Source organism: Marinobacter sp., from assembly GCF_048269445.1.
Lineage (GTDB): Bacteria > Pseudomonadota > Gammaproteobacteria > Pseudomonadales > Oleiphilaceae > Marinobacter.
The window spans coordinates 214778-227227 of sequence record NZ_JBLXIQ010000007.1; the positions used below are offsets into that span (position 1 = coordinate 214778).

A 12450-nucleotide genomic window follows, 5' to 3' on the forward strand; every position below is an offset into this window, starting at 1 on the left:
AATCCAATCCGATGGCCGCCAGGATCCCGTTTTGTCTTTCCAACCCGTGTCAACAAAAGGTTCGGACATCACCATGACGCAAGCGAGCAAGCAACAGCGCGACATTCTGGTTACCAGCGCCCTGCCGTATGCTAACGGCCCTATTCATCTGGGCCATCTGCTGGAATACATTCAGACGGATATCTGGGTGCGTTATCAGAAAATGCGCGGTCAGAACTGTTACTACGTTTGCGCCGATGACGCCCACGGCACGGCCATTATGCTCCGCGCGGAGCGGGAAGGCATCACTTCCGAGCAGCTGATTGATCGTATCCGCGAAGAGCATCAGGAAGATTTCAGCGGCTTCCATATCAACTTTGATAACTACTACACCACTCACTCTGAGGAAAACCGTCAGTTCTCTGAGTACATCTACCGCCAGTTGCAGGAAAACGGGCACATCGCCACACGCAAGATTACCCAGTCCTACGACCCGGAAAAGAAGATGTTCCTGGCGGACCGGTTTATCAAGGGTACCTGCCCGAAGTGCAAGACCGAGGATCAGTATGGCGACAACTGTGAAGCCTGCGGCGCGACCTACACGCCAGCGGAGCTGATCGACCCACGTTCGGCGGTGTCCGGGGCGACACCCATTGAGAAGGAATCCGAGCACTACTTCTTCAAACTGCCGGACTTTGCCGATTTCCTGGCCAAATGGACCCGCAGCGGCACATTGCAGCCACAGGTAGCAAACAAGCTGGCCGAGTGGCTGGACGCCGGGCTACAGGAATGGGATATCAGTCGTGATGCACCCTACTTCGGCTTCGAGATTCCGGATGCACCGGGAAAATACTTTTATGTCTGGCTGGATGCCCCGATTGGCTACCTGGCCAGCTTCAAGAATCTGTGTAACCGGGTAGGCATCGATTTCGAGCACTTCTGGAAGGCCGACTCCACCGCCGAGGTGTATCACTTCATCGGCAAGGACATCATCAACTTCCACGCCCTGTTCTGGCCATCCATGCTTCACGATGCCGGTTTCCGAACGCCAACGGCGGTCTGGGCCCACGGGTTCGTAACCGTGAATGGCAAGAAAATGTCCAAGTCCCGGGGCACCTTCATCATGGCCCGCACCTATCTGGACCATCTGAACCCGGAATACCTGCGTTACTACTTCGCGGCCAAGCTGACCGGCAGCGTGGATGATATGGACCTGAACCTCGACGATTTTGCTGCCCGGGTAAACTCGGACCTGGTGGGCAAAGTAGTGAACATTGCCAGCCGCAGCGCCGGCTTTGTCACCAAACGGTTTGACGGCCGGCTGGGCCGGATCACCGAACACGACAAGCTGAAGGAGTTTGTCGATGCCGGCCAGCAGATTGAGGAGTTCTACGAAGGCCGTGAATTCGGCCGGGCCATGCGCCGGATCATGGAGCTGGCAGACATTGCCAATCAGTACGTCAATGACGAACAGCCCTGGGTGATCGCCAAGCAGGAAGGCCAGGATGAAAAGTTGCAGGCCATCTGCTCTAACGCCATTAACATGTTCCATCTGCTGATGACCTACCTGGCACCGGTGCTACCGGAGACGGCAAAGGCCGCGGAAGCGTTCCTGAACGCGAAGCTGGACTGGAACAACCGTGGTCAGCGCCTCGAAAACCATGGCATCGACAAGTTCAAGCCACTGATGAACCGGGTGGACATGGCCCAGATTGAGAAAATGCTGGACTCCTCCAAGGAAGAGTTGCCCGCAGCGACCGGCAAGCCGGCGCCTGACGCCAATCTTGAGCCGGTCGCCGACGAAATAGAATTCGGGGATTTCGCGAAAGTGGACCTCAGAGTCGTTAAAATAGTAAAAGCGGAGCACGTTGAAGGTGCCGACAAGCTTCTTCGCCTCACTCTTGACGTAGGGCATGGCGAGCGCAACGTGTTTGCTGGTATCAAGTCTGCATACAAACCGGAAGAACTTGAGGGGCGGCTGACCGTCATGGTTGCCAATCTCAAGCCCCGGAAAATGAAATTTGGCATGTCCGAGGGCATGGTTCTGGCAGCGGGGCCAGGGGGCAAGGACATCTTTATCCTTTCTCCGGATTCCGGGGCCACGCCCGGCATGCGGATCATGTAACGGCCGGCAGCCGGGTCAAGGGAGCAAGGCATATGACCGAATATCTGCTGATTCTGGTCAGCACCATTCTGGTGAACAACTTTGTGCTGGTTCAGTTCCTGGGCCTTTGCCCATTCATGGGCGTTTCCGGCAAGCTGGAAACGGCCATGGGTATGTCCCTGGCCACCACCTTCGTGCTGACTCTGGCTTCGGTTTGCAGCTACCTCGCCTACACCTACCTCCTCGAGCCGTTAGACCTGGCATTTCTCAGGACCATCACGTTTATCCTGGTGATCGCTGTTGTGGTCCAGTTCACTGAAATGGTAGTGCGCAAAACCAGCCCCCTGCTCTACCGGGTGCTGGGCATTTTCCTCCCTCTGATCACCACAAACTGCGCGGTGCTTGGGGTCGCTCTCCTGAATATCAACAAAAACAACAACTTCGTTGAGTCGGTTTTGTACGGTTTTGGCGCAGCGGCCGGCTTCTCCATGGTTCTGGTTCTTTTTGCCGCCATGCGTGAGCGCATCGCCGTCTCCGACGTTCCAGTTGCGTTTCGCGGTGCGGCGATCGGGCTGGTTACGGCCGGGCTGATGTCACTGGCATTCCTGGGCTTTAGCGGCCTGGTCAGCGTTTGACCGGGTTGCTGGATTAGGAGGAGCAGTTTATGTGGATAAGCGTTCTTGTAGCCGTGTTGGTTCTTCTGGCCCTGGCTGTTGTGTTCGGAGGTTTGCTGGGCTTTGCCGCTGAACGGTTCAAGGTAGAAGGCAATCCACTGGTTGAACAGATCGATGCGCTCCTGCCCCAGACGCAGTGCGGACAGTGTGGCTATCCGGGTTGCCGCCCCTATGCAGAATCCATCGCTGAGGGCGGCCCCATTAACAAGTGCCCGCCCGGTGGTGAATCCACTATCAAGGCCCTTGCCGACCTGCTGGACGTCGAGCCGGAACCCCTGGACGCTGAGCATGGCGTTGAGCAGGCCAAGCGGGTTGCGGTGATTCGCGAGGACGAGTGCATCGGCTGCACCAAGTGCATTCAGGCCTGCCCGGTTGATGCCATTCTCGGCGCGGCCAAACATATGCATACGGTTATTGAGAGTGAATGCACCGGTTGCGACCTCTGCGTGGAACCCTGCCCGGTCGACTGTATCGATATGGTGACTGTTGAACCGGATATCCGTGCCTGGACGTGGACGCCGCCAACCTCGCGACTCATTGCCACCGACCGCCAGGGAGCCAGCGCCTGATGACACAACTGTGGGGTTTTTCCGGTGGCATTCATCCGCCGGAGCACAAAGACATCTCAACGGCCCGACCGGTTCGTCGCGCGGGAATTCCGGAACTGCTGGTATTGCCGCTCCAGCAGCATATCGGAGACCCGGCTGAACCGATTGTTGAAGTGGGTGAGCGGGTTCTCAAAGGGCAGAAAATCGCAGATGTAAAAACCGGCATGGGCGTTGCCGTTCATGCCCCGACGTCCGGTCTTATTGAGGGCATTATCGAGCACCCCGTTCCTCACCCTTCGGGAATGGCAGACTGGTGCATTACACTCAGACCGGATGGCGAAGACCAATGGTGCGACCGTAACCCGGTGACTGACTATCGCGCCCTCGACCGTGACCAGGTTCTTGAGATTATCCGGAATGCCGGCATTTCCGGCATGGGCGGCGCAGGATTTCCCACCAACATCAAACTCCGCCCCCCCCGGGACCGCAAGGTAAGCACACTGATCCTTAACGGCGCGGAGTGCGAGCCGTACATCACCGCAGATGACATGACCATGCGGGAGAAAGCCGAGGAGGTTGTTGGCGGCCTGAAGGTTATGGCCTGGATTCTTAGGCCGGAGCGCTGCGTCATTGGTATTGAAGACAACAAGCCGGAAGCCATTGCGGCGATGCGCAAGGCAACCGAAGGCACCCAGACAGAAATCGCCGTCATTCCAACCAAATACCCTTCGGGTGGTGAGAAACAGCTGATCCAGATACTGACGGGCATGGAAGTGCCCAGTGGTGGCATCCCGGCCGATATCGGCGTGATGTGCCAGAACATCGGCACCGCCGTTGCCGTGGCCCAGGCTGTGTTTGAAGGCACACCGCTGATATCGAGAATTGTAACCATTACCGGCGAGGCCGTAGGTGAGCCCGGCAATTTCGAGGCGTTGATTGGCACACCTATTAAATATCTGCTCGAACAAGCTGGCATTCAGCAAGAAAGGCTCAGCCGTCTCGTACTCGGCGGCCCCATGATGGGCTATACGCTCACAACTGAAGCCGTTCCGATGATAAAAACCACCAACTGCATCATCGCCGCGACGGCAAGTGAGCTACCGGAGCCACCACCGGAACAACCCTGTATCCGTTGCGGACAGTGCGCTGAAGTCTGCCCCATGGAGCTGCTACCACAGCAGCTATTCTGGTACTCCAAATCAACGGAGTTCGAAAAGGCCGAGCACCTGAATCTGTTTGACTGCATCGAATGCGGCGCGTGCTCCTACGTATGCCCGAGCTCCATCCCGTTGGTGCAATACTACCGGTTCGCCAAAGGAGAAATTCGCATTCAGCGGGCAGAGCAGCTGAAAGCCGACCGCGCCCGGGAACGCTTCGAAGCTCGCCAGGCCCGCCTGGAGCGGGAGCGGGAAGAGAAAGAACAAAGGCGCAAGGAACGGGCAAGAGCCGCGGCCGATGCCCAGGCAAAGAAAGAGGCCGAAGCAGAGAAAGCAGCAGCCGAGGGCGAGGCCGTTGATGAACGCTCTGCCAAAGCTGCTCTGGTCGAGCAGGCCCTGGCCCGCAAGAAAGCCAAAACCGAGGCATCCCAGCCACCAGCCACGGCCGATACAGCGGAAGAATTACCGGACACAGAAACTCTGGAAAAGCAGCTTCACCAGGCCCAATCCAAGCTGGAAACCATGCAGGGGATGCTCGATGAGGCCAAGGCGCAACAGGCTGACAATGTGGAGAAACTTGAGCGCGCGGTAGCAAAGAACCATGACCGGGTAAAGCGCGCCGAAGAAGCGCTGGCTGAAGCCCGGGACAAACTGGCCACCCGGCCAACCGAACCCCAATCCACCCAATAACGGAATCAGGCTCGAAACACATGGCGTTTGTTCAGCAGTCTTCACCCCATGCCCATAAGGCCCTGCCAATATCCCGAGTGATGTTGTGGGTGATCATTGCGGCGTTGCCCGGCCTGCTTGCCCAAACCCTGTTTTTCGGTTGGGGCAACCTCATAAATGTGGTCTTCTGCATCGCCGTCGCCGTTCTTTCCGAGGCCGCGCTGCTCTGGCTCCGGAAAAAGCCGGTAGCGTTCGTTATCCGGGACAATTCGGCGGCGGTAACCGGTTTACTGCTTGGCCTCTCCTTACCCCAATTTGCCCCCTGGTGGGTGTCAATGGTTGCTGTCATTTCCGCCATTGTTGTCGCCAAGCAGCTTTACGGCGGGCTCGGCTCCAACCCGTTCAACCCGGCCATGGTAGGTTATGCGCTGGTACTGGTGTCGTTCCCGGTCGCCATGACCACCAACTGGGCAGAACCAGCCATGCTCTGGGACGGTGCTCCGGGCTTCGGCGAAACCCTCGCAACCATCGCCTCGGGCCAGCAAACAGCAGTAGACGGCTGGACCATGGCAACGCCACTTGACGAATACAAACACAAAATCGCCAGCCACACCTCGGCCGAGGTACTGGCCCACCCGACCTTTGGTGACGGTATCGCCAAGGGCTGGGAATGGGTGAATGCAGCCTTTCTTGCGGGCGGCCTCTTGTTGATCGGCTTTCGCATTATCAGCTGGCATATTCCAGCCGGTTTTCTGGGCGGCCTGGCCCTGATGAGTCTGGCGTTTGGCAACAATGCAGACCTGTATGCGCCGGTATCACTCCACCTACTGGCCGGAGGTACCATGCTCGGTGCCTTCTTTATCGCCACCGACCCCGTCTCCGCGGCTACCAGCCATCAGGGTAAACTGATTTACGGGGCGGGAACCGGCATTCTGATCTACCTGATCCGTACCTGGGGCAATTATCCGGACGCCGTCGCTTTCAGCGTTCTGCTGATGAACTTCGCCGTGCCATTTATCGATCACTACACACCTCCGCGGACTTACGGCCATCACAAGGCTCGCCGGGGTGTTCCGGGCAATCAGGGGTAAACCATGGCCGCCATAGCACAGTCCATGCGCCGCAGCGCCATCGGTCTCGGCTTGTTCGCTATCATTACCGGTGGCACCATTGCAGTGACTCAGGTAGCCACTGAGGAACGAATTGAAGAGCAGGCAGCCCGAGCCGAAGCACAGGCGTTGTTCGAGATCATTCCCGAAAGCCGACACACCAATGATCTGCTCAGGGATACCGTACAGCTGCCGGCCAGTGAACGCCTGGCTCAGCCCGGCCCTCTGACAGTCTGGGTTGCCCGGAAGAATGGCCAGCCAATTGGAATGATCATGCCCATTGTTGCGCCTGACGGCTACTCCGGGAAGATCCGCCTGCTGGTTGGCGTTGACATGCAGGGTACCATCCTTGGCGTCCGGGTAACCGACCACCGGGAGACCCCAGGGCTGGGTGACCGTATCGAGACCAAGAAATCGGACTGGATCAAAAGCTTCGAAGGTCGCTCTCTGGGCCGGCCACCCCACCGGGAGTGGAACGTAAAAAAGAACGGCGGCGACTTTGACCAGTTCACCGGTGCCACGATCACTCCGCGAGCCGTGGTAAAGGCTGTTCAGAAAGCGCTGATCTATTATCGAGAGAATCGACAGGTTATCCGGGAGCGACTCAAGGAGATGCCGTCTCCGAGGAACGAAGCCCTCAAACCGGAAGCGATTGCCGGCGAATCGTCCAACACGGAGCATTCCTGATCATGGCGACCAAATCTTCCAGCGAAATCATCCGCGACGGTCTATGGGACAATAATCCCGCACTGGTGCAGGTTCTCGGGCTGTGCCCCTTGCTGGCCGTTACCAGCACCGTTGTTAATGCCATTGGTCTTGGCGTGGCAACCCTGATGGTGCTTATGGGTTCCAACCTTGCCGTGTCACTGATTCGCAACTTTGTCAGTGAATCCGTGCGCCTGCCGGCTTTCGTCATGATCATCGCCTCCTTCGTAACCTGCGCCGAATTGTTGATGCAGGCGTTCACCTACGAGCTCTACCAGATACTGGGCATTTTCATACCGCTGATCGTAACCAACTGCTCGATTCTCGGCCGGGCCGACGCTTTTGCCTCTCGGAATCCGGCGGGGCCTGCCCTGCTGGACGGCGCCATGATGGGGACCGGATTTCTTGCCGTCCTGGTGGTTCTGGGTGGCATGCGGGAGCTCATCGGCCAGGGCAGCCTGTTTGTTGACATGAACCTGCTACTCGGTCCCGCCGCTGCTGACTGGGTCATCCGCCCCTTCGAGAACTACCCGGATATGCTGTTCATGGTCCTTCCACCGGGCGCTTTTATTGGCCTGGGCGTGCTGATTGCACTGAAGAACAGCATCGACAACCACCTGAAAGAACGCCGCAAAGCCAGTGAGCCGGCTCCGGTAGCGGCCGGTAGCAAACGAGTCCGGGTTACCGGGAACGTCTCCTGACAACCTGTGCCGTTGAATGAGAGCTGATGAATAAACTAAAACGCACTGAAATCTTTAACCGACTGCGGGACGCCAACCCAAACCCGACCACTGAGCTGAATTACTCCAGTCCGTTCGAACTGCTGATCGCGGTCATATTATCGGCCCAGGCAACCGACGTAGGCGTGAACAAAGCAACGGAGAGGCTGTTTTCTGTCGCCAACACTCCGGAAGCCATACTGGCATTGGGCGTTGACGGTCTCAAAGAGTACATAAAAACCATTGGTCTTTTTAACAGCAAAGCCGAAAACGTCATCAAGACCTGCCGCATCCTGATTGAGAAGCACGGTAGCCAGGTACCTGAAAGTCGGGAAGATCTGGAGGCCCTGCCAGGAGTTGGTCGCAAAACCGCGAATGTGGTTCTCAATACGGCGTTTGGTCACATGGCGATGGCCGTGGACACCCATATCTTCCGCGTCTCGAACCGAACCGGCATCGCACCGGGTAAAAACGTTCTGGAGGTGGAACAGCGGTTAGTGCGGCTGGTTCCGAAGGAGTTCCTTCTGGACGCCCATCACTGGCTGATTCTTCATGGGCGCTATACCTGTACCGCCCGGAAACCCAGATGCGGGGCCTGCATCATCGAAGATCTGTGCGAATTCAAACAAAAGCGTGACTATCTTTGAGCCAGCCCCGGCTCAGCCAACAGTTGCAAGAAAGCCGGCATAGAGCCGGCTTTCTTTTACCAGGGTGCGATAGTGCCTTAACGCTGCCCTAGCATCTTCTCCTTCAGATCCTTTTGGGCAGGCTTATCTGAGAGCCAGATCCCGAACAACGCTTTCTTAAACGCCAGGCCACCCACAGTGTCCCTGTGCTCACCGTTCTTGAGGACCTTAACGCCTTCGCCCGGAAGGTAAACCAGATCAAACACATCACCCTCGGTGATCTCTTCCTCGAACACCGCCATGAACTGGTCAACATCCTTCTGGATAGCGGACATATTGCCGCCGGTTGATGCTTCAAAACCCTCGAGCGTTGCTTCGGTCATGCGGTCGCTGGTGATCATCCCGGAGATGATATGCAAAGTGATGGCCTGTGGCTCATCTGCATTGATGACCGCCTGACCGTCGTTGATGGTCTGAGGTACATATAGGCCACCCACGTACAGGTCCATGAACCATTTGGAACGGGTACCTGCACCGTTGAGCTTCAGTTCAGTATCCATGGCCGAATAGGTATCCGGGACATCAACACCTTCGACGGTCAGCGCAGAGGCCGGTGCAGACAGCATGGCTGTCATCAGCAGGGAGGCAAAGCCGGTTGTAAGAGCATTCTTCATAGTCCTTTCCTTTTCGATCGTTATTATTGACGTGTTTCATTCGTGCACCGGGTTTCGACACCCTTATCCCCGCCCGGTCCCGGCATTCTATCAACGAGACTGGTTGGTAAGGCGCAACCTGGTTCTCATTTGCAGCGATCCTGAAACACAAAAGCCGGTCAGGCGAACCCGGACCGGCTTTTCAATCGAACACTCCAATGGACTTACTTGAACAGCAGGTTTCCTGACAGACCTTCCTTCTCCAGGATTTCCCGGAGCCGTCGGAGCGCCTCGACCTGTATCTGGCGAACACGCTCGCGAGTCAGCCCGATTTCCTGCCCGACTTCTTCCAGTGTGCTCACCGGGTAGCCACGCAGGCCAAAACGGCGGGAAAGCACTTCCTGCTGCTTGTCGCTAAGCTGATCGATCCATTTCCCCAGGCAGGAACACATGTTGTTGTCCTGCAGGAGATCGGCCGGATCAGACGCACCCTCATCCGCCACTGTGTCCAGCAGAGATTTCTCGCCACCGCTGCCAATAGGCGTATCCATGGACGCGACACGCTCATTGAGGCCCAGCATGCGTTTCACGTCCGCAACCGGCTTGTCTACCATTTTTGCGATTTCTTCCGCCGAGGGCTCATGATCCAGCTTCTGGGTCAGTTCCCTTGCGGCCCGAAGGTAAAGGTTCAATTCCTTGACGACATGAATCGGCAGACGAATGGTGCGGGTCTGGTTCATGATAGCCCGTTCAATCGTCTGGCGAATCCACCAGGTTGCATAGGTGGAAAAACGGAACCCGCGCTCAGGATCAAATTTTTCAACGGCCCGGATCAAGCCCAGGTTGCCTTCTTCAATCAGATCCAGCAGCGTCAGGCCCCGGTTCACGTAGCGCCGAGCAATCTTGACCACCAGCCGCAAGTTACTTTCAATCATCCTTTTGCGGCCGGACTCCTCGCCCTTGCGCGCCAGGCGGGCAAAATAGACTTCTTCTTCAGGAGTCAGGAGTGGTGAAAAACCGATTTCGTTGAGATAAAGCTGAGTGGCATCCAGCTGTTTCTGGCTGGTGAAATAACGACCCTTGGTGGGAAAATCTTCTTCGACCTCTGCAACCTCTTCGGTTACTTCCTTGTCGACTTTTTCTTCAGCTAATAGCTGATCTTCTGAGTCATCAATATCTGACACACGATCCATGATGATGTCTTCTTGCTCTGCTGACATTTGTCTTGCCCCGCCTCTCAATAATCCTGGATGTTCGCCCGATACTTCTTGTTATTGCGGACGTTTTTGTCTTCATCTTTCTTCTTCAGGACATTTTGTTGGTCGGCCTGTTACGGCCTTTACGCTTTTTGTTTTTCTTGCGAACGCGGTGTTTCTGTCAGTGCCGGGGTATATGATCAGGCAGCCTGCTGACTGCTCGGTTCACTGGCGCGGTGGCAGATAATGGACTGGGTCGACCGGATTGCCATTTTTTCGGATCTCAAAATGCAATATGGGTCGTTCAGCACCACTGCTACCGAGCTCTGCAATCACCTGCCCGGCTTTCACATCCTCCCCTTCCTGCACCAGAATCTTCCGGTTGTGAGCGTAAGCACTTAAATAGTGCTCGTTGTGATTCACGATAATGAGATTACCGTACCCAAGCAACCCGCTGCCAGCGTATACCACATTTCCCGTAGCTGCGGCTCTTACAGCATCCCCGGCTTGCCCGGCGATATCAATACCTTTATTGACTTTTCCGGATGTTGAATATCCAGCAATTACGGTGCCAATATGCGGCCAGCGCCACTCAATGCGGGCGACAGTCTGGGTCTGGGACCCCAGCGGCGCATCCTTGCGAGGCGCCCTGGTGACCGAGGGTTTCGGCGCTGTAGCCGCCGTCTGTCTCGGGGTTGGAGCCCGACCTTGAGTGCTGGACGCTGATACCGCAGGCCGGCTTGCTGAACCAGTCTGACTGCCAGAGGTTACAGTTCCGCGAAGATCAAGGCGCAGCACTTGCCCGGCTTTCAGGTTCCAGGGAGGGCCTATCTTGTTGGCACTACCAAGCTCACGATAGTCCCGCCCGTACCGCCAGGCTATGCTATAGAGGGTTTCGCCCGGTTTGACAACGTGTCGGCCCCAATAGACAGGAGGGTTGTAGAGGTCATCCTGGTAAAGAGCCTGGGTGTTACAACCGGAAAGCAGCAGCAATGCGATCAGTGGGAACAGGGCACCGGACGAAATCGGCGCTTTTTTTAAACGGCGAGAGGATTCACAGGCACCGGAAGGGAACCGCGGGGACGCCGAAAAGACGGCATTGAACAACCCACGCAAAAATCTCACGGGAATAAAACCAGCCCAGTTATGAAAAATCCGTATAAGCCACCCAGCCTGTAGAAGCAAATCCTAAAGTTTTAATAGTAACTTGCTAATATATTGCACATTTCCCGATGGAATCCAAGTTACTACCCGGCCATCCCTGTTACCTGCCGAAACACCTGTTTTGTGCGTTAGGTAACACTTCGGCACAATTTCGTCGCACCACTACACGGCATGAGCAGCGTTCCGGCTGCGAAAGCCGATCCACTCAACCAGCAAAACAAGACCGAAACCGGCCAGTGCCATCAGCAATGCCAATGCGACCTGGGGATCCTGCCCCGCCTGTTCGGCGAACGTCCAGGGCCAGATGCTAACCTCATGGAGCGGCACTTGCTCGCCAGCACTGTTGGTGCGCCAGCTCAGCGTTTCCTTCCAGGGCCAGACCTTGTTGAGAGCGCCGACCATGAATCCTGTCAGCAAAGCCAGCACCATGTCGTGAAAATGATGAAACGCCCAGGTAATCAGGCGTGCAATCGATAAAAGACCAACCACACAGCCGGCCATAAACAGTAGCAAAATGCCCATGTCCAATGATTTGATGGCAGCCAGGACAGGCGCATACATCCCGATAATGACCAGAATAAAGCTGCCGGAAATGCCGGGAAGAATCATGGCACAGATGGCGAGCGCCCCGGCACCGAAGAACGCCAGACCAGACGGCGAAACCTGCCCCGCGGACAGGGTGGTAATCCACCAGGCAACCACAATACCGGCCAGTAGCGGCACCAGCAGCGCTGCTCGGTAGTGTCGAATCTGACGGCCCACATGCCACACCGAGGCAACGATCAGGCCGAAGAAAAAGCTCCAGATGAGAATGGGGTATACCACCAAGACATAACTGATGGCAGAAGCCAGCGTCGCAATACTGGTGAGAATGCCCGTCAGCAGGCATACCAGAAAGGTGCCGTCGCAAGCGCGCCAGAACGCCCTGACATTGCCCCGTAACAGGTGCCGGAAAACCGCAACGGGCAAAGCATTAATGGCTTCCAGCAATCGAAAGTAGATGCCGGTAATGAATGCAATGGTACCGCCGGACACACCCGGCACAATATCGGCGGCGCCCATGGCGATACCGCGAAGAAAAACCGCCGCTGGGTGATGGCTTCTGGAAGATTCGGGACTGGTATGTTTCGACTCGAGACTATTCATA

Annotated in this window: 12 protein-coding genes; 8 read left to right on the forward strand and 4 right to left on the reverse strand. The window is 56.5% G+C overall.

Translation table 11 applies throughout. The features are described 5' to 3' along the window. Window positions 1-73: 73 nt before the first annotated feature. The 8 genes from metG to nth are packed head-to-tail and all read left to right on the forward strand — an operon-like array spanning window position 74 to window position 8311. A complete protein-coding gene (metG, locus tag ACN0XM_RS15885; RefSeq protein ID WP_417567913.1) occupies window positions 74-2104 on the forward strand; it encodes a methionine--tRNA ligase in 2031 nt (676 codons plus the stop codon). A gap of 32 nt (window positions 2105-2136) precedes the next feature. Next, window positions 2137-2718 (forward strand): electron transport complex subunit RsxA, encoded by a 582-nt coding sequence (rsxA, locus tag ACN0XM_RS15890; RefSeq protein ID WP_417567914.1) that lies wholly within the window; start codon window positions 2137-2139, stop codon window positions 2716-2718. A 29-nt stretch (window positions 2719-2747) separates the two neighbouring features. Then, window positions 2748-3326 (forward strand): electron transport complex subunit RsxB, encoded by a 579-nt coding sequence (rsxB, locus tag ACN0XM_RS15895; RefSeq protein ID WP_417567915.1) that lies wholly within the window; start codon window positions 2748-2750, stop codon window positions 3324-3326. Further along, a complete protein-coding gene (rsxC, locus tag ACN0XM_RS15900; protein ID WP_417567916.1) occupies window positions 3326-5152 on the forward strand; it encodes an electron transport complex subunit RsxC in 1827 nt (608 codons plus the stop codon). Before rsxB ends, rsxC begins: the two co-directional genes overlap by 1 nt. 20 nt (window positions 5153-5172) lie before the next feature. Further along, window positions 5173-6222 carry an electron transport complex subunit RsxD gene (gene rsxD, locus ACN0XM_RS15905; protein ID WP_417567917.1) on the forward strand — a complete coding sequence of 350 codons (1050 nt, stop codon included), beginning with the start codon at window positions 5173-5175 and terminating at the stop codon, window positions 6220-6222. A 3-nt stretch (window positions 6223-6225) separates the two neighbouring features. Further along, window positions 6226-6927, forward strand: coding sequence for an electron transport complex subunit RsxG (gene rsxG / locus ACN0XM_RS15910; protein ID WP_417567918.1), 702 nt, complete (start codon window positions 6226-6228; stop codon window positions 6925-6927). A gap of 2 nt (window positions 6928-6929) precedes the next feature. Continuing rightward, a complete protein-coding gene (locus tag ACN0XM_RS15915; protein WP_417567919.1) occupies window positions 6930-7646 on the forward strand; it encodes an electron transport complex subunit E in 717 nt (238 codons plus the stop codon). A gap of 26 nt (window positions 7647-7672) precedes the next feature. Then, the gene (gene nth / locus ACN0XM_RS15920) at window positions 7673-8311 is read left to right on the forward strand and encodes an endonuclease III (protein WP_417567920.1); all 639 of its coding nucleotides are present in this window, start codon (window positions 7673-7675) and stop codon (window positions 8309-8311) included. Between the two features lie 77 nt (window positions 8312-8388). Here the strand turns inward: nth and ACN0XM_RS15925 are convergent, their stop codons facing one another. The 4 genes from ACN0XM_RS15925 to ACN0XM_RS15940 form a co-directional block, all read right to left on the reverse strand. Beyond that, on the reverse strand, window positions 8389-8964 hold the full coding sequence (locus tag ACN0XM_RS15925) for a chalcone isomerase family protein (RefSeq protein ID WP_417567921.1): 576 nt from the start codon (window positions 8962-8964) through the stop codon (window positions 8389-8391). A gap of 203 nt (window positions 8965-9167) precedes the next feature. Next, on the reverse strand, window positions 9168-10163 hold the full coding sequence (gene rpoS / locus ACN0XM_RS15930; RefSeq protein ID WP_417567922.1) for an RNA polymerase sigma factor RpoS: 996 nt from the start codon (window positions 10161-10163) through the stop codon (window positions 9168-9170). A 201-nt stretch (window positions 10164-10364) separates the two neighbouring features. Then, window positions 10365-11255, reverse strand: coding sequence for a peptidoglycan DD-metalloendopeptidase family protein (locus ACN0XM_RS15935; RefSeq protein ID WP_417567963.1), 891 nt, complete (start codon window positions 11253-11255; stop codon window positions 10365-10367). 210 nt (window positions 11256-11465) lie between these two features. Continuing rightward, complete coding sequence (locus tag ACN0XM_RS15940) at window positions 11466-12449, reverse strand: DUF368 domain-containing protein (RefSeq protein ID WP_417567923.1); 984 nt, start codon at window positions 12447-12449, stop codon at window positions 11466-11468. Window position 12450: the final 1 nt, after the last annotated feature.